Raw genomic sequence first — 21,950 nt, 5'->3', positions numbered from 1 at the left:
CTCAGGTAGTCGCGCGGCGCCAGCAGCAACCAGACCGGCAGCACCGACGCAGCTACCACGGCCATGATCGCCACAAAGGATTCCATCAGCATGCTGCCGTAGCCGATCATACGCGCCTGCGACTCCTTGGCGATCAGCTTGGGCGTGGTTCCCGAGGCGATCAGCGAATGGAATCCGGAGATCGCCCCGCAAGCTATGGTGATGAAGCAAAAGGGGAAGATCTTCCCCGCAAAAATCGGACCGGTGCCGTCGACGAAGCGAGTGAGCGGAGGCAGCAGCATCCGTGGATGGGCAAGGAGAATCCCGACGGCGAGCGCCAGGATCGTGCCAACCTTGATGAAAGTGCTCAGGTAGTCGCGCGGCGCCAGCAGCAACCAGACCGGCAGCACCGACGCCGCGAAGCCGTAGCCGATCAGGCACCAGCACAGCGCGACCGGGGACAGGGTGAACCAGGATGCGCCCCAAGATGTTTCGGCGACCCAGTTGCCGGATGCCACGGCCGTCAGGAGCAGCACGAAGCCGATGATCGACACTTCAGCCACCCGCCCGGGACGCAGGAATCGCAGGTAGCAGCCCATGAACAGGGCGATGGGGATGGTCATCGCGATGGAGAAGAGGCCCCACGGGCTCTGGGCCAGTGCCTTCACCACGATCAGGGCCAGCACCGCGATCAGGATCACCATGATGACCAGGACCCCGATCAGCGCGGCCGCCCCGCCGGTGGCGCCGAGTTCGTCGCGGGCCATCTGGCCCAGGGACCGGCCCCGGCGTCGGGTGGAGAGCCACAACACCAGGTAGTCCTGCACCGCGCCGGCGAACACCGCGCCGATCACGATCCAGATGCTGCCCGGCAGGTAGCCCATCTGGGTGGCCAGTACCGGTCCGACCAGCGGCCCGGCCCCGGCGATCGCCGCGAAGTGGTGGCCGAACAGCACCCGCCGGTCGGTCGGCACGTAGTCGGTGCCGTCGTCGAGAACCTCGGCCGGGGTGGCATGGTCGTCGCGCGGGCGAACGATCTTCATTTCGATCAGCCGGGCATAGAACCGGTAGCCGATGATGTACGTGCAGATCGCCGCGACGACGAACCAAACCGCGTTGACCGTCTCGCCCCGGGCGAACGCCACGACCGCCCAGGCGATGGCACCGGCTACGGCGATAACGCCGAAGACGATTCGGTGCGTCACGGTGATCGGCGAGCGGTCGACGATCGCCACAGGGGGCAGGTCGCCGTCGGTGTGGATATAGCTGACGCGGTCGTCTTCGGACCGTTTTGGTGAAGTCGGCACGGCCACCGGCGCCTCCTGATGCAGGGTTTCGCTCCGGTGATCCTCGCACGACGAAGATGTCTGAAATCGAGCGAGGGCATTACCGTTAGGTGATGCCGTTATGGCGACTGCGTGACTACGACGACGACGACTTGGACCAGGCGATCCAGGTGTGGGACCAAAGTCGCGTCCCGGGGTCTGCGGAGCCGGTATTCACTGTGGCCGAGGTGATGTCGGCCGCGCGGGCGGGCCAGCCGGCAGTGGTGGCCGAGGTCGGCGACGAGGTGGTCGGCATGGCCGTCGCGCGGACCGACGGCGAGCGGGCGTGGGTGCTGCTGATCGCGCTGGCATCACGGTGGCGCCATCGCGGTATCGGCAGCGCTCTGCTGGCCGACCTCGAGCGACGGCTGCGATCGGTCGGGGTTCGCAAGATCTGCACGATCCTGCCCGAGGGCGCGACCGGCTCGGAGGCGCTGGAGAACTCGGGCTACACGCGGCGCGACGGAATGATCTACTACGAGACGATCGAACACCTGCGGCCGGACCAGGCCAATGTGCTGGCCGAGCTGGGCGGGCGGCTGTTGCCACCGGGGCTGTGGCAGGAACTGGCCGGGATGGAGCAGGAAAAGCAGATCATCGAACAGCGCATCATCGCCCCGCTGACCCATCCCGACGTCGCCGACCGCTATGGCGTCCGTCCGCCCAAAGCGGTCATCTTGTTCGGGCCACCGGGAACCGGGAAAACCAGTTTCGCCAAAGCGATTTCGTCGCGGCTGGGCTGGCCCTTCGTAGAGCTGTTCCCGTCCCGGCTGGCCGCCGCGGCACCGGGCGGTCTGGCGGCGTCGCTTCGGGAAGTCTTCGGAGAGCTGGCCGAGCTCGACGAGCTGGTGCTGTTCATCGACGAGGTCGAGGAGATCGCCGTCGCGCGAGCCGGGGCCAGCACCACCGAAACCGGCGTCACCAACGAACTGCTGAAACTGATCCCGTCGTTTCGCGAGCATGACGGTCGCTTGCTGGTATGCGCGACCAATTCGGTCCATTCGCTGGACTCGGCTTTCCTGCGGCCCGGCCGGTTCGATTACGTGATCCCGGTCGGGCCGCCCGACCCGCCTGCCCGCCGGGCGGTGTGGAAACGCTATCTGCGAGAGGCTGATTCGGGGATAGACCTGGACCGGCTGGTGGCGGCGACGGAACTGTTCACCCCGGCCGACATCGAATTCGCCGCTCGCAAGGGCGCACAGGTGGCCTTCGATCGCGAGATGGCGCACGGCCGGGGAGAGCCCGCGGCCACCGAGGACTACCTGACGGCGATCGATGACGTCCGGCCGACGCTGACGACCGCGATCCTGGCCGAATTCACCGAGGACAAAGCGCAATTCGCCAGGCTGTAGTGGTCAGTACAGTGCGCGCACCGCGTCGATGGTGTCGGCCTCGGCCGGGCTCTTGTCGTCGCGGTAGCGGACGACCCGGGCGAATCGCAGCGCCAGCCCACCCGGATACCGCGACGACTTCTGCACCCCGTCCAGCGCCACCTCGACCACCTGTTCGGGTCGTAACCGGACCACGTATCCGTCGGTGCCGCCCACGGCCAGTTCGCTGAATCGGGTGGTCTGCCACTCCAGCATGGCGTCGGTCATGCCTTTGAAAGTCTTTCCCACCATGACGAATTCACCGGTACCCGGATCACGCGCGCCCAGGTGGATGTTGGAGAGTTTCCCGCGTCGGCGCCCCGAGCCCCACTCCACGGCAAGCACCACCAGGTCCAGGGTGTGCACCGGCTTGACCTTCAGCCAGCCCGCGCCGCGACGGCCGGCCTGGTACGGCGCCGCAGGCGACTTGGCCATCACCCCTTCGTGGCCGGCGGCCAGCGTCGCGGCCAGGAACTCGTCGGCGGCCGACGCGTCGGACGTTGCCAGCCGGTCGACCCGGTGGGCCGCCGGCACCAGCGCGTCCAGGGCGGCCAGTCGCTCGGTGGTCGGCGCGTCCAGCAGGTCGACGCCGTCGTGGTGCAGGATGTCGAAGAAGAACACCGAAAGTGGTTGCGCCGCACGGGCCGCATCCACATCGACCGAGCGGCCGAACCGTGACGCGGTGACCTGGAACCGGTGCGGACGGCGGTCGGGCCGCAGCGCGATGGCTTCGCCGTCGGCGACCAGGCGGTGCACCGGCAGCGCCAGCGTCGCCTCCACCACCTCCGGCAGCCGGGCGGTGACGTCGTCAAGGCTTCGGGTGTAGACGGTGACGACGTCATCGGCCCGGTGGATCTGGACGCGGGCGCCATCCAGCTTCGCCTCGAAAATCGTGGCGCCGTCGTGGCGTTCGAGGGCATCCGCGACGCCGGTCGCGGTCTGCGCCAGCATCGGGCCGATTGGCCGGCCCACCTGCAGGGTGAAGGCGTCCAGCGCGGCGGCCCCCCCGGACAGCGCGGCCGCGGCCACCGCGGGCAGGTTGCCGCCCAGCATCGCGGCCCGCTGCACCACGGCGTTGGGGATCTCGGCGGCCTTGGCGACCGCGTCGGCCATGATCCCGACCAGCGCACCCTGGCGCAGCTCGCCGCCGAGTAGTCGCAGCAGGAAGGTCTGCTCGGTTTCGGTCGCGGCGGTGAACAACTCTGCGACGAGTTCGGCGCGCCGCGCCTGGGCGCCCTTGCCCGATACCGCTCCGATCTTCGACAAGGTGGCGTCGACGACGGCGACGGTCAGGGTCGGCTGGGTTGCCGCCGGCGCCGGGGATGCTAGTGACCGCAACGACGCCCAGCCGACCCCGATGGTCCGTTGCGGCAGCTCGCCGGACAACCACGACACCAGGATTGCGACCAGCGCTTCGTCGGGCGCGGCGCGCTGCAACAGGTCGGCGATGCGGGCGACCTTGGTCAGCCGCGACGAGGTGCCGCCGACCTCAACAGACGTCGCCGCCACGTTGTGAAGGAGCACAGTTGGAAGCTTGGCATGGCTCGGTGACAAGCCGCCCGGGCGGACACGCTAGCGTGCCTAGATAACGTTACAAATTTGCAGGATTCTGACAAGCCTAAAACGGAGGTCCGGATGGAGATCAGCGGGAAGAAGGTCGTCGTCATCGGCGGCGCGTCGGGCATGGGGCGGGCCAGCGCCGAGCTGCTGCACGAGGGTGGCGCGCAGGTCGCGGTGCTCGACCGGGAGAATTCGGACGGCAAGACCGTCGCCGAAGGTATCGACGGCAAGTTCTACCCGGTCGACGTCACCGACTTCACCGGCACCGAGCAGACGCTGCAGGCCGCGGTCGACGACCTCGGCGGCCTGCATGTGGTGGTGACCACCGCCGGCGGCGGCATCGCCAAGCGGACCATGACCAAGACCGGACCGCACGACCTCGAATCCTTCCAATCGGTGATCGATCTCAACCTGATCGCCAGCTTCAACATCAGCCGACTGGCCGCCGCGCACATGGCCAAGAACGAGCCCGAAGACGAGGAACGCGGCGTCATCATCAACACCGCGTCGATCGCGGCCTTCGAGGGCCAGATCGGGCAGGTCGCCTACACCGCCGCCAAGGCGGGAATCGCGGGCATGTGCCTGACCATGGCCCGTGATCTGGGCTCGCTGGGCATCCGGGTGCTGGCGATCGCGCCGAGCCTGTTCGCCACGGGGTTGACCCAGGGCATTCCGGACGAATTCGCGGCGGCACTGACCAAGGACGCGGCCTTCCCCAAGCGCCTCGGCCGGCCGATCGAGTACGCCAAGCTGGTCGCGGCGATCGTGGACAACCCGATGCTCAACGGTCAGTGCCTGCGGCTGGACGCCGGGCAGCGGTTCGCACCCAAGTAGAGCCCCGGGGGAAGACGGGTTCCTCCGCGCGCATTGAGTACACTCTTTAGAGGCCGCGACGGTGCGGCTTTTGCAGTGCCGCGAGGAGGGCCCTGATGGGTATCGCACTGACCGACGACCATCGCGAACTCGCCGAGGTAGCCCGCGGGTTCCTGACCGCGCAGAAGGCACGGGCGGCGGCGCGGTCTCTGCTCGACGCGCCCGAAGAGGCGCGGCCCGGATTCTGGCAGGGCATCGTCGAGCTCGGCTGGCTCGGCCTGCACGTCGACGAAGAATACGGGGGATCGGGCTACGGGCTGCCCGAACTCGTGGTGGTGGTCGAAGAGCTCGGTCGCGCGGTCGCGCCGGGACCGTTCGTGCCGACCGTCATCGCCTCGGCGGTGATCGCCAAAGATGGCACGGCCGAGCAGAAGTCGCGACTGCTGCCCGGGCTGGTCGACGGAACGTTCACCGCCGGCGTCGGCCTCGACGGCGATGTGCGGGTCGCCGACGGGCTGGCCGATGGCGAGGCCGGGATCGTGCTGGGCGCGGGGCTCGCCGAGTTGCTGCTGATCGCCGCCGGTGATGACGTGCTGGTGCTGGAGCGTGGCCGCGAGGGCGTGTCGGTGGAGGTGCCGGACAACTTCGACCCGACCCGGCGGTCCGGACGGGTGCGCCTGCAGAACGTCAGTGTGACCGCCGACGACATCCTGCCCGGGGCGCGCGAATCGGCGCTGGCCCGCGCGCGCACGCTGCTGGCCGCCGAAGCCGTCGGCGGCGCGACCGACTGCGTCGAGGCCGCCGTCGACTACGCCAAGGTGCGCCAGCAATTCGGCCGCACCATCGCCACTTTCCAGGCGGTGAAGCACCATTGCGCGAACATGCTGGTTGCGAGCGAATCGGCGGTCGCGGCGGTGTGGGATGCCGCGCGTGCGGCCCAAGAGGATTCGGCCGAGGACGAAGCACAGTTCCGGCTGGTCGCCGCGGCGGCGGCGGCGCTGGCGTTCCCCGCCTACGCGCGCAACGCCGAACTCAACGTTCAGGTACACGGCGGCATCGGCTTCACCTGGGAACACGACGCGCATCTGCATCTGCGCCGGGCGTTGGTGATCGCGGCCCTGTTCGGCGGTGACGCACCGGCCGCCGACGTCTTCGACCGCACCGCGGCCGGCGCCGCCCGGGACAACAGCCTGGACCTGCCGCCCGAGGCCGAGGAATTGCGCACCCGGATCCGTGCCGATGCCGCCTCGTTGGCCGCTCTGGAGAAGACGGCCCAGCGCGAGAAGCTGATCGAGACCGGCTATGTGATGCCGCACTGGCCCAAGCCGTGGGGTCTTGCGGCCGACGCGGTGGAGCAGCTGGTGATCGAGGAGGAGTTCCGTGCGGCCGGCGTCAAGCGCCCCGACTACGGGATCACCGGGTGGGTCATCCTGACCCTGATCCAGCACGGAACGCCTTGGCAGATCGAAAGATTCGTAGAGAAGGCGTTACGTAAGGACGAGATCTGGTGTCAGCTGTTCTCCGAGCCCGAGGCGGGTTCGGACGCCGCCTCGGTCAAGACCCGCGCCACCCGGGTGGACGGCGGCTGGAAGATCAACGGGCAGAAGGTGTGGACCAGCGGGGCGCAGTACTGTGCGCGCGGCCTGGCCACCGTGCGCACCGATCCGGACGCCCCCAAACACGCCGGCATCACCACGGTGATCGTCGACATGAAGGCGCCCGAAGTAGAGGTGCGGCCGTTGCGGCAGATGACCGGCAGCTCGGAATTCAACGAGGTGTTCTTCAACGACCTGTTCGTTCCGGACGAGGACGTCGTCGGGGCGCCGAACTCCGGCTGGACGGTGGCGCGGGCGACGCTGGGCAACGAGCGGGTCAGCATCGGCGGCAGCGGATCGTTCTACGAGGGCCTGGCGGCCCAACTGGTGAAGTTGGCTGAGCAGCGCGGAGATCGCTTGGCCGGCGCCCGAATTCGCGTCGGGCGCTACCTCGCCGAGGAGAACGCGCTGCGGCTGCTGAACCTGCGGCGCGCCGCGCGCAGCGTCGAAGGGGCAGGACCGGGTCCGGAAGGCAACGTCACCAAACTCAAGCTGGCCGAGCACATGATCGAGGGAGCCGCGATCTCGGCGGCTCTGCTGGGGCCCGACCTCGCGCTGACCGAGGGGCCCGGCGCATTGACCGGCCGGATGATCATGGGCGCCCGCGGCATGGCGATCGCCGGCGGCACCTCGGAGGTGACCCGCAACCAGATCGCCGAGCGGATTCTCGGCATGCCCCGCGATCCGCTGATCAACTAAATGGTGGCTCGCGGGACAGCTAATCCCAGCTGGGAATCAGGCCGAGGTTGTCCATCAGGCGGTGCTCGGCTCCGAGGACCAACGAGATCGCCGTGACGCTGGGCTGGCCGGTGGCCAGGTTCAGGCCCGGGTCCAGCACCGGCAGGTACGGGTAGGCGTCCGGGAACATCGACTGCGGCAGCAAACCCGCGTCGACGCCGAAGGCCTGCACGCCCTGCACGGTCCCGGTGGCCAGCGCGTTCAGGACCACCGGCACGTTGGGGATACCGACGAGCTGCGCCGGGGTCGGAATGTCGGCGTATTGACCACTGGCATAGCCCAAGTCCACGATCACGCGCAGGTCGGGCTGCAGCAGGTCGGCGACGGCGTTGCCGGGGCCGCCCAGCAGTCGCAGCGGTTGGGTCAGCGGCAGCCCGTCGTCCAGCGACATGTAGTACGTGGTGTGGCCGTGATAGTCGGGGCTGGTGGGCAGTTCGTAGTAGGTGCGCGGCACGATGTAATTGTGCTGGCTGCTAGGCGTTGCCCCCAGGATCGCGTTGACGTCGCTGACCACATTGAGCGGGTAGTTGGGGAAGTCGGCCACCCCGTCGTACTGGTTGGTGTACACCGATGTCGCATACGGGCTGTCGGGCGGGGTGGCCCCGTTGAGGTCGGCGTCCAGTAGCGGGATGTAGAGGCCGGTGAACCGCTCGAAGAAGCCCCCGTTCGGGTTGTTCGGGTTGCCGGTCAGGACGAACGAGAGCTGGCCGGTGTAGGGAGACCCCTGCGCCATCAGGCTGCGGATCTCTTCGGTGGCCACCACCGAACTCTGCGACATCGTCCACACGGTGACGTGATTGCCGGCGGCAAACTGTGTCAGGAGCGCCTGGTCGAGCAGTCCGACCCCCTCGTGCACGGACTGGCCCAGCGTCATGCCGCCCAGCTGCGGTGTGATGGGCCAGAACTGCTCGGGGGTGTAGAGCAGCGAATTGACGCTGCCGTTCAGGTACAGCGGGCCGGCTGCCCAGTTCTTCGATGCGAACGGACTGTCGGTACCACCCAGGATCAGCCCCACCGAGGAATCGCTCGGCACCGTTGGTGGAGTCGGCGTTTCCGGCGGGACCAGAAAAGGCGTGAAGGGCTGCTCGAGCTCGGTGACTATGTCGCGCAGGAACTGCTCGGCCGCCTGCTCGGTCTGCTGATACGTCTGACCCGACTGTGCCAGCAGGCCGGCGAACTGCTCGTGGAATCGCTGCGCCCCGGCGGCGATCTGCTGGTATTCCTGTGCGTGGCCGTTGACCAGCGTCGTGATCGCCGCTGACACCTCGTCGGCACCCGGTGGCAGCACAGTGCTGGTCGAAGCCGCAGCCGCGAGTGTGGCCTCCCGTAGCGGCGTCGAAATGCCGGCCACCTCGGAGGCCGCCTGGGCTAACGCGGCCCCGTCGGTAAACAACTCACTCATCCCAACCAGCGCTCCGTGGCTGCCGTCACCCCTACTTCGGCGCGTCAGCGACGCTGCGGCAGCGAAATTGGATAGTACCGACCTGGAACTTCCGCCGGATCGGATTTGGCTGGGATTGATTCGCGTTACTACGCCGGGCGCGGGATCGCCGCCAGGGTCGACTGACCGAGCCAGCGCGGTACTGCCCGGCGGGCATCCGCGCCGCCGTGCACCGTCACACCGCCGCTGAGCAACGCGCGCGACCAGGACACGTCGCCGCGCCACAGCTCGGTGAGCGTGCGCAGGCTGGTGTCGATCGTCGCGGCCACCTCGTAGCCGGGGTCGAAATCGCAGACGTCGGCGGCACCCTCCGACACCACCAGCCACCAGCCGGACGCCTTGGGGGCAACCCCGGTCAACCGGAACTCCACCACGGTGCGCGGCCTCGGCCAGGCATCGACGGGCACGGTGCGGCGGATGTCCCACATCAGCAGGTGCGGGTCCAACTCGTCGTCGCCGATCTCGGGAATCCAGCGGACCCCCCAGGCTCCGAGCGCGTTCACCACATCCGCGAGGTCCTGGCCGCATGGCGTCAGCGAATAGGACGTGCGGCCGTCGACCTCGGTGCGTTCGACGACACCGGCCCGGCTCAAGGACCTCAGTCGCTTGGACAACAACGCCGGCGACATCTTGGGCAAGCCACGCCGCAGGTCGTTGAAATGCGTACTGCCCTTGAGCAATTCGCGCACGACGAGCAGCGTCCACCGTTCATCGAGCAACTCCATCGCCTTGGCCATCGGGCAGAACTGGCTATACGTCGACATTTCACCAGTAGACGCGGCGGCGGCCAGATTGACTAGTACAGATATTGAACTTCCGCCGGTTCAGATTTCGCACTGAAATTTGAGTTATTGGTGAGCCCGACGATTGTGGCCACCAAACTCAGAAGGGGATTCGATAATGACCGCTGTGACAGGGACCGAGCCCGCGACCGCCGATCGCGGATACGAAAGCAAGCACCGGGCGCTGTGGGCGCTGGGTGACTACACCAGCGTTGCGACCGAAGTGGTGGCGCCGCTGGGCCCGGTGCTGGTGGAAGCCAGCGGAATCGGGGCGGGCGATCGCGTGCTTGACGTCGCCGCCGGATCCGGGAATGTGTCCATACCGGCGGCACTGGCCGGCGCCGACGTGATCGCCAGCGACCTGTGCCCGGACCTGCTGGAGCGCGGCCGGGCGATCGCCGAAGCCCGCGGCGTCAGCCTGACCTGGCGGGAGGCCAACGCCGAAGCGCTGCCGTTCGAAAAGGACCATTTCGACGCGGTGCTGTCCGCCATCGGCGTGATGTTCGCGCCACATCACCAGGACGCCGCCGACGAGTTGGTTCGGGTGTGCCGGCCCGGTGGGGTCATCGGGCTGATCAGCTGGACGCCGGAAGGCTTCATCGGGCAGATGTTCGCGACGATGAAGCCGTTCGCTGCCGCGCCGCCGCCCGGCGCGCAGCCGGCGCCGCGGTGGGGCGACGAAGACCATGTCCGTGGTCTGCTGGGCGATCGGGTCACGGGCCTCACCGCGCAACGCCGCACGCTGCGGGTGGACCGGTTCGCCGACGGCGCGGCCTTCCGCGACTACTTCAAAGCCAATTACGGCCCGACCATCTCGACCTACCGCGGGCTTGCCGACCAGCCGGACCGGGCCGCTGCGCTCGACACACAGCTGGCCGAACTCGGCGACCGCCACCTGGCCGGGACGTCGACGATGGAGTGGGAGTTCCTGCTGGTCACCGCGCGCAAGTGTTAGGTAGCGCGAGCAGACACAGAATCGCACGAAACAGGAGGTTTCGATGCGATTCTGCGTCTGCTCGCCACACTTAGGCGGGCGCGAACAGCGGCGCGCCGCCGGCGCCCCGCTCGGCCCGGGCCGCCACGGCCATCCCGACCTTCACCGAATCCGGTTCGCACTCAACGATATTGGCGGCCAACCGGAGCCCACTCTGCTCGGCGAGCTCGATGATGGCGATAACGTAGGGAGTCGGAATCTCCGGGTTGTAGGGGTGGTAGTTGACCGTGTAGGTGAACACCGTCCCATGTCCCGACACCGGCCGCGCGACCAACTTGCCGCCGCAGTCGCGGCATTCGCCGGCGGGCGGATGCACCCAGCGGGCGCAGGCAGCGCAGTGTTCGATAAGCAGCGACTCGGCTGACACGACCAATACAGTACACTCAATTCGTTCGGGTTTGCGCAGCGGCGGGCTTTGGTCACGGTCGGTCTGGATGGGTGGGTGCAGATTGAGCTACTTCGAAAAAGACGCGATCATCTCCGGCATCGGCATCTCGCGAATCGGCCGTCGCACCGGCATCGCGGCATTCGACCTGACCATGGAGGCGGTGCGGACCGCCATCGACGACGCGGGCCTGGCCGCCGCCGATGTCGACGGCATCGCCACACTCGGTGACACTCCGCCCGGCGAGGTCAACGCCGCCCTGCAGATCGAAGCCGCGGACTGCGGCAGCGGATTCGGCACCGGCGGCCTGCTGAGTCCGGTGATGTCGGCGTGCCGTGCGGTCGCCGAACGACGCGCCCGCCATGTGGTGATCTACCGGACGATCCAAATGCTCGGCGGCACAGTCCCGGTCAAGCAGGAGGAAAATGCGCCCGCACCGCCGCTGGCGCGCATGTTCGAGACACCCGAGGGTGCTCCGCGCCCGGCCGTCGGCGCGATGGACGACGTCAACGATCTCGTTGCGGCACAGGCTTACTCCGCGGCGAACTGGCTGGCGCTGAACTGCCGACGGCACATGGAGTTGTACGGGACCACCAAAGAGCAGCTGGGCTGGGTGGCGCTCAACGGCAGGCGCAACGCGGCGCTGAATCCCCTTGCGGTCTACCGCGAACCGATGACGATGGCCGACTATCTGGGCGCGCGGTTGGTCTCGACGCCGTTCGGGCTGCTGGACTGCGATGTCCCCATCGACGGCTCGGTCGCGGTGGTGGTATCCCACGCGGAGTACGCCCACGACTGCCCACACCGCCCGGTGTCGGTGGAGGCGATCGGCGGGTCCGACGGTGCCGGTGGCTGGTTCCACCGCGACGACTACCCCAAGATGGCCATGTCGGATGCGACCGCGCAGATGTGGTCGCGCACCGAGCTCAAGCCTGCCGACGTCCAGGTCGCCGAGTTGTACGACGGCTTCACGTTTCTCACCCTGGCGTGGCTGGAAGCCCTGGGGATTTGCGGCGACGGCGAGGCCGGCCCGTTCGTCGAGGGCGGTGCGCGCATCGCCCGCGACGGCCAACTGCCGCTGAACACCTACGGCGGCCAACTGTCTGCCGGACGCATGCACGGCTACTGGGCGCTGCACGAGGGTTGCGTGCAGTTGCGCGGCGGCGCAGGGGAGCGGCAGGTGTCGCAGCGTCCGGAGGTCGGCGTGGTTTCCGTGGGCGGTGGTCCCGTCGCGGGATGCATGTTGCTCACATGCTGAGCCAGCTGGTCGGAGTGCCGGATTGAGCGTCGAGCCGGTCACCTACCGAGCGGATAAACGAGCTTCGCGGATCGCGCGGCGCATCGAGGCGGACATCGTCCGCCGCGGCTGGACCGTCGGGGCATCGCTGGGCTCCGAACACGAGCTACAACAGCGCTACGGCGTGAGTCGATCGGTGCTGCGGGAAGCCGTCCGCCTCGTCGAACACCATCAGGTCGCCCGAATGCGTCGCGGGCCGGGCGGCGGGCTGCTCATCTGCGAGCCCGACGCCGGTCCGGCCACCCGCGCGGTCGTCATCTACCTGGAGTATCTGGGCACCACGATTGCGGACCTGCTCAACGCGCGACTGGTGCTCGAGCCGTTGGCGGCCGCGCTGGCCGCGGAACGGATCGACGAGGCCGGAATCGAGCGCCTGCGAGCGTTCGATCAACCGCCACCGTCCGACGAATTCCACATCGCGCTGGCCGAGCAGTCCAAAAACCCTGTCCTGCAGCTGTTCATCGACGTCCTGATGCGGCTGACCCGGCGCTACGTCCGGGACTCGCGCACCGGTTCGGCCAGCGAGGCCAGCGAGGCCATCGATCAGATGAATAAGGACCACGCCGAAATCGTCGCCGCCGTCACAGCAGGCGATTCCGCGCGCGCCAAGACGCTCAGCGAGCAACACGTGACGGCGGTAACCGCATGGCTGCAGAAATACCGGGGTGCGGGGCGCGCCCGGCAGCCGCGCCGGCCGGCCGGTGTCGAGGCACCCCGCGGCAAACTCGCCGAGGTGCTGGCGGCCACCATCGGCGACGACATCGCCACCGGGGGCCGGCAGGTCGGCTCGGTCTTCGGGACCGAGACGGCGTTGCTGGAGCGCTATCGGGTGAGCCGCGCGGTGTTCCGTGAAGCGGTGCGACTGCTCGAATACCACGCCGTCGCGCACATGCGCCGCGGACCCGGCGGCGGGCTGGTCGTCACCAAGCCACAGGCGCAAGCCAGCATCGACACCATCGCGCTGTACCTGCAGTACCGCAAACCCAGCCGCGAGGACCTGCGCTGCGTCCGGGACGTCATCGAGATCGACAACGTCTCGAAGGTCACCAAGATGGCGGCCGACGTCGTCAACGGTGGACCTGAGGTGGCGGAATTCCTGGCGACCGTCGGCAAGCCCAAGAGTGCCTCGCCCGGCGACGTGGCAGCCGATGTCCGCCAGGCCGCGGTCGAGGAGTACCGGTTCCACGGCGGACTGTCGCAACTGGCCGGAAACGCCGTGCTGGACCTGTTTCTGCGGATCATCGTCGAGTTGTTCCGCCGGCACTGGTCCAGCTCCGAACAAGCGCTGCCGACCTGGGACGACGTCGAGGCCGTCGAGCACGCGCACGCCCGGATTCTGGAGGCGATCCGGGCCGGCGACGACAGCCTGGCCCGCTACCGCATCCGTCGTCATCTGGACGCCGCAGCCTCCTGGTGGCTCTAGCGCGTGTCGGGAAAGCCGGCCGCGACTGATCAATGTGATTCTTAGAGAACGTGCGCATATCAAACGCCCTCTTGGGGTATCCGGACACCCAAGCGCCGCCGGTAATGGCGCCCACATAGGGACTGAGGGCGGGGAACGTTGAAATGACGTTGAGCATGGAGAGTATGGACACCGAGCAACGAGGCTTCGTCCACTCCGCGCTGCTATATCACTCCCAGCGGGAGTATGTGGACTTCGTGGTGGGCTTCGTCGCCGACGGTTTGACGATGGGCGAGCCGGTGCTGCTGGCCCTACCGGGCCAGGAATTGGCACTGTTGGCCGGCACGTTGTGGCGCGCCTGCGACGGATTGCCCGCCGACTTGCGGCTGGTCAACATCACCGACGCCGCCCGCAACCCCAGCCGGTATGCGGCGCTGGCGAGTTCGTTTGCCGCCGATTACCCCGACCGGCGGGTGCGGATTGTCAGTGAGGTCGTCTGGCCCGACCGCAACGCGGATGAGCGTCTTGCGTGCGTGCAACACGAGGCGTTGGTCAACGGAGCTTTGGCGGGCAATCAGATCACGGCGTTGTGTCTGTACGACGCGAGCCGGCTGGGCGTGGACGTGCTGGAGAGCGCGCGGGCGACCCACCCTTTGCTGTGGAGGTGCGGATCGGCGCATCGCAGCGCCGAGTACGCGCCCGACGCGGTGCTGCAGAGCTGCAATCAGCCGCTGGCGGCGAATCCCGGGGCGGTCACCTACACGGTGCGAGAGAGCGCCGACCTGCGTCCCGCTCGATCGTTCGCCGTCGACTACGCCGACTGGGTCGGACTTTCCCGGGACGGCACCGAGGATCTGCAACTGGTCGCCACCGAGTTGGCCACCAACAGCTTGATGTACACCCACGGGGCGTGTCAGCTGGCCTTCTGGCGCGACGACGACCACCTGATCTGTGAGGCGCGCGACACCGGATGCCTGGACGATCCGCTGGCCGGACACCGACCTCCGGGCGCCGGCGGCACCGCAAGCCGCGGACTCTTCCTGGTCAACGCCATTTCGGATCTGGTGCGTACCCACACCACCACCAGCGGTACGACCATCCAGGCATTTCTTCGGTTCGAACCGTCGCCTGGGGTCGACGACTAGCGACGCCGCGTAGTGCGCCTGGTTAATGAGCTTGCATCGCCAGTGCGGCCGAACTAATGTCACCCCTCGTGCGTCTTCTTAAGCGTGCGGTAGTAGCCGGCACCCGCAGCGGGGTCTGATCCAGACCGACCCCCCGCTGTGGGTCGGAAGCTACTGCCGTCGGTCACTCACTTTGACCAGAGAAGACCGGCATGACATCTCTTTCGTGGAATCCCTCCCCGAGTGGCGCGGCCCGCCAGTGCGTTGCCAACACGTGGTTCGGCGAGCATTTCGGCGCCGCGTTGCCCCGCGGTCTGCGCGAGCAAGCCGAGGCCATGTCGTGGGAGCGCTTCGTCTCGACCTACGGTTCCACCGCCGGCCCGCTGCGGCTGGGCCAGTGGGCCTGCACCGACGCCGAGCGGCCGGCCGGGCGGCTGGGTCCGCAAGCCCGCAACTTCCGGGCCATGCTCGCCGTCGGCGACCGCATCTGCACCTCGACGGCCGCCGCGAGCGGGCCGATCGCGGCTCTCACCGCGATGCTGCACGACCGCGGGATCAAGATCGAGACGCTGAAGTTCCATCAGATGCGGTCGGGCGGGTACAGCGCCACCTTTATCTGCGGCACCAATGGAACCCGCGCGCAGTGGGCGATGGGCTGGTCGGAGGATCCGACGCAGTCGGCGCTGCGTGCGGTGATCGCCTGCGCCAACCGCTTGCTGGGTTAGGGCTCGCGCAACCTAAAGCGCGTCCGGGTCGGCCAATGGGATGACGAGCTGCGATGGCGTGGGGCCACCCTGGTGCAGTCGGTAGCGACCGCCGGCCAGGGCTCGCCGGGCGGGCTTGGTCGGCACCAGATGCGGAAAGTCGTACGTGGTGACCGTGAGGCGCAGCCGGTGGCCCGGGGCGATCAGCGCGGCCGTCGGGAAAACCTCCAGGTCGTAGCGGGTGACCTCGCCCGGGACGACGGGTTGCGCGGCCGAACGGGTGCTCAGGTGATGCGGCCTCAGCACCGTGCCGTCGGGCAGATACCAGGTGCGCTCCGGGTCCAGCGCCCGGTGCGAACCGAGCAGCGCGCCCTGCGTGAGCGGGCGGCTCGCCCCGTCGGGGGCGACGTCGTCGAGATGGGCGACCCACAGTGTCTCGGTGGTGGTGGCCGTCGCGTGCAGGGTCAGCGTGATCGGCCCGGCCACCAGCCTCGCGTCGGTGAACGGCTCGGTGGTGTAGGTCAGTGCCCCGTTCTGTAGCCGGCGGTTGTCCTGGTCGTAGCGGATGGCCCGGCCCCGACTGGCCAACATGAAGCTGTTCATGCCCAGCGTCCACTGCTCCAGGCTGCGTCCGGACAGCGGACCGCGCGCCACATAGTCGAGGGTCGCCACGGTGGTGTCGGGTGAGCTGTCCGGACTCAGCCGGCCCGCGTCGGACAGGTAGAAGCGAGTGGGTGCCGCGTCCGGCACCGGATAGTGATCGGCGCGGAACCACTGTGTGCTCCCGATCGCTTGAAAGACGAACGGCGCGCCGGAAATGGCCGCGGCCGCATCGTCTTTGAGCCAATGGTCGAACCAGCGCAACTGCAGCGCGTTGAGGTGCAGGCCGCCGAAGTCCGAGACGTGATACCAGGGACCCATCATCAGCCGCACCCGGTCGGACAGCGGCTGACCGGGTTGCATCGGCGATTCGTCGGGCCGGTCGGCGCACGCATTCTGCAGCGCCGCGTAGTTCAGCGGCGCGCCTCGCTGGAATGCGTCGTGCCAACCGCCGACGATGAAGGTCGCGACGCCGTTGGCGGCGATCTTGGGCAGCACCAGGGCTGGTCGCAGCCCGTCCCAGAAGGGTCCGTCGTAGGCGGTCTCGCCGCCGACGATCGAATCGGCGATCAGCGGGCGGAAGTATCGCCGCTGGTCGCGTCCGCGCTGTCGAACCGCGGTGAAGCCACCCGATCGCGGGCGGGTGTGCCCGCCGCGGGTGAACAACTCCAGCGTCGGGTTGACCACGTTGAGCAACCGGTAGACGCCCCCGTACGCGCGGACCGTGCGCAGGTGCGGGATCCCGCCCATCGCGGCGGCGTCGCGGTAGAAATCGCGGGCCGCCATGACCGGCATGATCGCCTTCAGCGGGGAGTCCGGACCGACCGCGGCCGCGGTGAACAGTTGGTTGATCGCCAGGTAGGAGATCCCGAACATGCCGACGCGGCCGTTGCCGCCGGGCAGCGTGGACGCCCAGTCCACCAACTCGACCCCGTCCTGCGCCTGCCGATCGCCGAACATCTGGAAGGAACCGCTCGAGGAGCCGGTCCCGCGAACGTCGACCATCACTTCGATATAGCCGCGTTTGATCAGGTAGGGAACCGCGCCGCCGCCGATCTGGGCGGCCGGGGGCGGGGCCTTCTTGCCGTAGGGCGTGATCGACAACAGCACCGGGAACGGACCGGCGGCGGGCTGCCCGGTCAACGGCGACGTGGGGTAGTGGATGTCGGCACGCAGGACGGCGCCGTCGCTCATCGGCACCGCGACGTTGTGCCGGACGCCCACGCCGTACGTCGCCGGCCTCGGTGTCCAGTCCGGCGTGAACGGCGACGGACTGGTCTTGCGGACGCGTCCTGTGCGGGCCTTGCGCCGGGGTCGCAGCGTCGTCATGGGTACCTCCCCTTTGGCGAGCAGCCCCCGAGCGGGAGGTGCCCCTACTCGCGCAATTAAAGCGGGCGCAGCACGATCGGCATACCGTCCATCGGTATCGGAATCGTGCGATAGTCCCACTTCGCCTCGTACCCCGGCCGCGGTAGCTCGAATCGGTAGCCGCGCAGCAGCCGATGCATGATCGTCTTGATCTCCAGCTGCCCGAACGTCATGCCGATGCATTTGTGCGCGCCGCCGCCGAACGGGGTGAACGCGTAGCGGTGGCGCTTGTGCTCGTTGCGCGGCTCGGTGAACCGGTCCGGGTCGAACTTCAGCGGGTCCGTCCAGAGCTCGGGCAGACGATGGTTCACGCCGGGAAACGCGGTGACGTTCGTGCCCTCGGGTAGGTAGTAGCCCAGCAGTTCGGTGTCGCGCACCGTCCGCCGCATGGCCCATTGCACCGGGGACACCAGCCGGATCGACTCGTTCATCACCAGGTCGAGCGACTCCAGCTTCTCCAGCGACTCGATGTCCAGCGGCGCGTCGCCCAGGCGATCGGACTCGTCGCGACAACGCTGTTGCCACTGCGGGTTGGCGGCCAGCTGGTAGGCCATGTTCGTCGCCGTGGTGGTAGACGTGTCGTGGGCGGCCATCATCAAGAAGATCATGTGGTTGACGATGTCCTCGTCGGAGAACCGGTTGCCGTCCTCGTCCTCTGACTGGCACAGCACCGTCAGCAGGTCATTGCCTTCTTTGCTGCGCCGCTGCTTGACGCGCTCGGCGAAGTACTCCTCCAGCAGCTGGCGGGCCTTGAGGCCGCGCCACCAGGTGAACGGTGGCACCGGGGTGCGGATGATCGCGTTGCCGGCGCGCACGGTCATGGTGAAGGCGCCGTTCACCTTGGTGACCAACTCGCGGTCGGTGCCGGGCTCATGGCCCATGAACACCATCGACGCGATGTCGAGGGTGAGCTCCTTCATCGCCGGATAGAGCAGGAAGCGCGCATCGTCGGTCACCCAGTCGTTGGCGACCACTTGCGACACCACCTTGTCCATCTGCTCGACGTAGCCGACCAGCCGGGAGCGGACGAATGCCTCCTGCATGATCCGCCGGTGGAACAGGTGCTCCTCGAAGTCGAGCAGCATCAGCCCGCGATGGAAGAACGGCCCGATGACCGGAGTCCAGCCCTGCTGCGAGTAGTCCTTGTTGCGGTTGGAGTAGATGACCTGCGTGGCGTCCGGGCCCAGCGCCACGACGAACGGCAGGACGGGCGAGTCCCCGTAGAAGACGGGTCCCTTGTTGTCGTAGATGAACTTCAGATAGTCCGGGCCGCCGCGCAACATCTCGATGATGTGCCCGAAGATCGGCAACCCGGCGTCGCCGAGGACCGGCTTGAGCTGGCTGCCCGGCGGCGGTTCGGCGAGCTTCTTCTCGGGGAACTGTGTGTTCCGCAGCCGTTGTTCCAGCAGGCCCATCCCGGGAAAGTTGTTGACCGACGGGGTAAACCGGCGCCGCGCCTGGTCAAGCAGGTAGTGCGGGGTGCTGATGGTGGCGGCCATTAACGCTCCTTTGCGGGCCCGCTGCACAGGTGAGCGGTGTCACTGAGTTATTTTTATACTTTCGGACAAACTTGACGGCTGTCAAGTTTCCTTTTCGGACCCGTTGGTGCAAGGTCATGGGGTGAATGACACCGCGAGCCAGGAGCAGGGTGCGCCGGCCCTGCGGCGGCGTGGTGACAAGCAGCGCCAAGCGATCCTGCGGGCGGTACGCGAGCTACTGGAGGAACGGCCGTTCGCGGAGCTTTCGGTCAGCACCATCAGCCTGCGCGCCGGAGTGGCCCGATCCGGTTTCTACTTCTATTTCGACTCCAAGTACTCGGTGCTCGCCCAGATCCTCGCCGACGCGGCCGAAGAACTCGAAGAACTCACGCAGTATTTCGCGCCCCGTCAACCGGGCGAGTCGCCCGAGCAGTTCGCCAAACGGATGGTCGGCAGCGCCGCCGCCGTCTACGCGAACAACGACCCGGTGATGAACGCGTGCAACGCCGCCCGGCACACCGACATCGAGATCCGCGACATCCTCGAGCAGCAGTTCCAGATGGTGCTGCGCCAGATCGTCGCCATTGTCGACACCGAGGTGAAGGCGGGGACCGCGAACCCGATCAGTGACGACCTGCCGACGCTGATCCGCACCCTGGCCGGCACCACCGCGCTGATGCTGACCGGCGACCACATCCTGGTCGGCCACGACAGCGACGTGGAGCGCCGCGTGCGGGTACTCGAACAGCTGTGGTTCAGCGCGCTGTGGGGCGGTTCACCCAAGACGTAGTTGTTACCGCCGGTATCGTCGGCGACATGACGGCATCCGGACGGTATTTCGCAGGGAAGCGCTGTTTGATCACCGGCGCAGCCAGTGGGATCGGCCGCGCCACCGCTCTGCAACTCGCGGGGCAGGGCGCGGAGCTCTACCTGACCGACCGCGACGCCCAGGGCCTGGCGCAAACGGTTGCCGACGCCCAGGCGCTGGGCGCCGAAGTCCCGAAATACCGGGCCCTCGACGTCTCCGACTACGACCAGGTGGCCGCTTTCGCGGCCGACATCCACGCCGGGCACCCCAGCATGGACGTCGTGATGAACATCGCGGGCGTGTCGGCCTGGGGGACCGTTGACCGGCTCAGCCATGACCAGTGGAACAGGATGGTCTCGATCAACCTGATGGGCCCGATCCACGTCATCGAGACGTTCCTGCCGCCGATGGTGGCGGCCCACCGGGGTGGGCATTTGGTCAACGTGTCCTCGGCGGCGGGTCTGGTGGCGCTGCCCTGGCATGCGGCCTACAGCGCCAGCAAGTACGGATTGCGCGGGCTTTCCGAGGTGTTGCGCTTCGATCTGGCACGGCACCGCATCGGGGTGTCGGTCGTGGTCCCGGGAGCGGTGAAGACCCCGCTGGTCAACACGGTCGAGATCGCCGGCGTCGACCGGGAGGACCCCAACGTCAGCCGTTGGGTGAACCGTTTCAGTGGTCATGCGGTGTCGCCGGAGAAGGCGGCCGGGAAGATCCTGGCCGGTGTCGCGAAGAACAGATACCTGATCTACACGTCGCCGGACATCCGGGCGCTGTACCTCTTCAAGCGGCTGGCCTGGTGGCCTTACAGCGTGGCCATGCGCCAAGTCAACGTGCTTTTCAGCCGCGCGCTTCGGCCCGGTGCGCCGCTGAAGCTGGAGGCCTGAGTCGCCTCGGCTTCGGCGAGCGTCTAGCCGGGCATCTCGAGCTCCAGTCGCACCCCGAGCAACCGGACCGGCCGATCCAGTTCGAACTGGTCCAGGATCCGTAGCGCGGCGGCGACGATCACGTCGGCATCGGTCGTCGGTGCGGCCAGCTTGCGGATCTTGGTGCGGGTATAGAACGTCGCGGTACGCACGGTCACCGCGACCCGGGTGACGATCCGCGCCGACACGACCACGTCGTCCAGCGTTCGCTGTGCCAATTCCGTTATCGCCGAGTCCATTTCGGCTCGATCGGTGAGATCGCGGGGAAACGTGACGACGTGGCTGCGGGAGCGCGGCACCCACGGCTGCGCGCTGACCTCGGCGTCGCCCCCGCCCTTGGCGAGCAGCAGCAACCACAGGCCGGTGCGCGGGCCGAAGGCGGACGTCAACAGCTCGCCGTCACTGTGCGCCAGCTGGTAGACCGTCGTAATATCAAGCGCCGCAAGCTTTTTGGCCGTCTTGGGGCCGATACCCCACAGCGCGTCGACCGGCTTGTCGGCCATCAGGTCCATCCAGTTCGCGTCGGTGAGCGTGCAGATCCCCGCGGGTTTGGCGAAGCCGGTGGCGACCTTGGCGCGCTGCTTGTTGTCGCTGATGCCGACCGAGCAGGACAACCCGGTCTCGGCCAGCACGACGGTGCGGACCTGTTCGGCGACCTGTACCGGGTCGTCGGGCACCGCCACATACGCCTCGTCCCAGCCCCACACCTCGACCGGGTATCCCAAGTCGCGCAACAGCCCCATCACCTGATCGGAGGCCTCGTCGTAGGCGGACGGATCGGACGCCAGGAAGGTGGCCTCGGGGCAACGGCGGGCCGCCGTGCGCAGTGGCATGCCCGCGTGCACCCCGAACTTGCGGGCTTCATAGGAGGCGCAGGTGACCACCTTGCGCGGTTCGGTCGGATCGCCGTTGCCGCCGACGATGACGGGCAGCCCGGCCAGTTCGGGGTGACGGCGCAGTTCGACCGACGCCAGAAACTGGTCCAGGTCGACGTGCAGGACCCAGTTCTCGGGGGTCATCGCCCGCAGAGCTTGCGCGCCAGGCTTTCCCACGCGTCGCCCAGCGTTTCGAGGGTGCGCCCGGCGTGGTTGAGCTGGTGCTCGACGTAGTCGGCGTCGAGCAGGGCCAGCAGTGCGTCGGCCTGGGCGTCGAGGTCACCGCTGGTCCGCGCCGAGGCCAGCAGCACCCGTACGTGGGTCCGCGTGACCGCGGCCGCCGCGCCGTAGCGGCTCTGCGGGTCGCGGTTGGCCGCCGACAGCAGCGC

General features: G+C 68.0%; 18 protein-coding genes and 1 pseudogene. 10 read left to right on the top strand and 9 right to left on the bottom strand.

Translation table 11 applies throughout. The annotated features are described in order from the left end of the window. Nucleotides 1-1,292 (bottom strand): carbon starvation CstA family protein (locus VML93_RS26840; RefSeq protein ID WP_325615295.1); only part of this gene is annotated, 1,292 nt, incomplete at its 3' end. 86 nt (nt 1,293-1,378) lie between these two features. Here VML93_RS26840 and VML93_RS26835 point away from each other — a divergent pair. After that, nucleotides 1,379-2,656 carry an ATP-binding protein gene (locus VML93_RS26835; protein ID WP_325615294.1) on the top strand — a complete coding sequence of 426 codons (1,278 nt, stop codon included), beginning with the start codon at nt 1,379-1,381 and terminating at the stop codon, nt 2,654-2,656. Between the two features lie 3 nt (nt 2,657-2,659). On the opposite strand, the gene VML93_RS26830 is transcribed toward VML93_RS26835, so the two are convergent. Continuing rightward, nucleotides 2,660-4,198: an ATP-dependent DNA ligase gene (locus VML93_RS26830; RefSeq protein ID WP_325615293.1), complete on the bottom strand. Its 1,539-nt coding sequence runs from the start codon at nt 4,196-4,198 to the stop codon at nt 2,660-2,662. A 111-nt stretch (nt 4,199-4,309) separates the two neighbouring features. Here VML93_RS26830 and VML93_RS26825 point away from each other — a divergent pair, with 111 nt between their 5' ends. Together VML93_RS26825 and VML93_RS26820 are read left to right on the top strand one after the other, a co-directional pair. After that, entirely contained in the window at nt 4,310-5,068 is a 759-nt protein-coding gene (locus VML93_RS26825; RefSeq protein ID WP_325615292.1) for an SDR family NAD(P)-dependent oxidoreductase, read from the top strand. Nucleotides 5,069-5,163: 95 nt separating this feature from the next. After that, nucleotides 5,164-7,341, top strand: coding sequence for an acyl-CoA dehydrogenase (locus VML93_RS26820; protein ID WP_325615291.1), 2,178 nt, complete (start codon nt 5,164-5,166; stop codon nt 7,339-7,341). Nucleotides 7,342-7,360: 19 nt separating this feature from the next. Here VML93_RS26820 and VML93_RS26815 read toward each other — a convergent pair whose 3' ends face one another. Then, entirely contained in the window at nt 7,361-8,782 is a 1,422-nt protein-coding gene (locus VML93_RS26815; protein ID WP_325615290.1) for a PE-PPE domain-containing protein, read from the bottom strand. Nucleotides 8,783-8,910: 128 nt separating this feature from the next. After that, nucleotides 8,911-9,585 (bottom strand): helix-turn-helix domain-containing protein, encoded by a 675-nt coding sequence (locus tag VML93_RS26810; protein ID WP_325615289.1) that lies wholly within the window; start codon nt 9,583-9,585, stop codon nt 8,911-8,913. Nucleotides 9,586-9,721: 136 nt separating this feature from the next. On the opposite strand from VML93_RS26810, the gene VML93_RS26805 reads away from it, so the two are divergent. Beyond that, complete coding sequence (locus VML93_RS26805) at nt 9,722-10,558, top strand: class I SAM-dependent methyltransferase (protein ID WP_325615288.1); 837 nt, start codon at nt 9,722-9,724, stop codon at nt 10,556-10,558. 70 nt (nt 10,559-10,628) lie between these two features. On the opposite strand, the gene VML93_RS26800 is transcribed toward VML93_RS26805, so the two are convergent. Continuing rightward, nucleotides 10,629-10,964 (bottom strand): Zn-ribbon domain-containing OB-fold protein, encoded by a 336-nt coding sequence (locus tag VML93_RS26800; RefSeq protein ID WP_325615287.1) that lies wholly within the window; start codon nt 10,962-10,964, stop codon nt 10,629-10,631. 82 nt (nt 10,965-11,046) lie between these two features. Between VML93_RS26800 and VML93_RS26795 the strand changes: the two genes are divergently transcribed. The 4 genes from VML93_RS26795 (at nt 11,047) to VML93_RS26780 (ending at nt 15,530) form a co-directional block, all read left to right on the top strand. Then, entirely contained in the window at nt 11,047-12,240 is a 1,194-nt protein-coding gene (locus VML93_RS26795; protein WP_325615286.1) for a thiolase family protein, read from the top strand. 22 nt (nt 12,241-12,262) lie between these two features. Further along, nucleotides 12,263-13,702 (top strand): FadR/GntR family transcriptional regulator, encoded by a 1,440-nt coding sequence (locus VML93_RS26790; RefSeq protein WP_325615285.1) that lies wholly within the window; start codon nt 12,263-12,265, stop codon nt 13,700-13,702. A gap of 143 nt (nt 13,703-13,845) precedes the next feature. Continuing rightward, nucleotides 13,846-14,826 carry a sensor histidine kinase gene (locus VML93_RS26785; RefSeq protein WP_325615284.1) on the top strand — a complete coding sequence of 327 codons (981 nt, stop codon included), beginning with the start codon at nt 13,846-13,848 and terminating at the stop codon, nt 14,824-14,826. A gap of 191 nt (nt 14,827-15,017) precedes the next feature. Beyond that, nucleotides 15,018-15,530 carry a homocitrate synthase gene (locus VML93_RS26780; RefSeq protein ID WP_325615283.1) on the top strand — a complete coding sequence of 171 codons (513 nt, stop codon included), beginning with the start codon at nt 15,018-15,020 and terminating at the stop codon, nt 15,528-15,530. Between the two features lie 12 nt (nt 15,531-15,542). Here VML93_RS26780 and VML93_RS26775 read toward each other — a convergent pair whose 3' ends face one another. Both VML93_RS26775 and VML93_RS26770 read right to left on the bottom strand, forming a co-directional pair. Then, on the bottom strand, nt 15,543-17,333 hold the full coding sequence (locus VML93_RS26775) for a CocE/NonD family hydrolase (RefSeq protein WP_325615296.1): 1,791 nt from the start codon (nt 17,331-17,333) through the stop codon (nt 15,543-15,545). Between the two features lie 161 nt (nt 17,334-17,494). Next, nucleotides 17,495-18,976, bottom strand: coding sequence for a cytochrome P450 (locus tag VML93_RS26770; protein WP_325615282.1), 1,482 nt, complete (start codon nt 18,974-18,976; stop codon nt 17,495-17,497). Between the two features lie 121 nt (nt 18,977-19,097). On the opposite strand from VML93_RS26770, the gene VML93_RS26765 reads away from it, so the two are divergent. Next, nucleotides 19,098-19,745 (top strand): TetR/AcrR family transcriptional regulator, encoded by a 648-nt coding sequence (locus VML93_RS26765; protein WP_325615281.1) that lies wholly within the window; start codon nt 19,098-19,100, stop codon nt 19,743-19,745. A gap of 26 nt (nt 19,746-19,771) precedes the next feature. Next, entirely contained in the window at nt 19,772-20,647 is an 876-nt protein-coding gene (locus VML93_RS26760) for an SDR family oxidoreductase (RefSeq protein WP_325615280.1), read from the top strand. Between the two features lie 23 nt (nt 20,648-20,670). On the opposite strand, the gene VML93_RS26755 is transcribed toward VML93_RS26760, so the two are convergent. Both VML93_RS26755 and VML93_RS26750 read right to left on the bottom strand, forming a co-directional pair. After that, entirely contained in the window at nt 20,671-21,705 is a 1,035-nt protein-coding gene (locus tag VML93_RS26755; protein WP_325615279.1) for a DNA polymerase IV, read from the bottom strand. Further along, nucleotides 21,702-21,950, bottom strand: a pseudogene (locus tag VML93_RS26750) (TetR/AcrR family transcriptional regulator); the annotation flags it as partial. The pseudogene VML93_RS26750 and the gene VML93_RS26755, both read right to left, overlap by 4 nt.

The organism is Mycobacterium sp., from assembly GCF_035499775.1.
Taxonomy (GTDB): Bacteria; Actinomycetota; Actinomycetes; order Mycobacteriales; family Mycobacteriaceae; genus Mycobacterium.
Note: the sequence above shows the minus strand (reverse complement) of the source record. Positions and strands in the feature narration are given on the sequence as shown.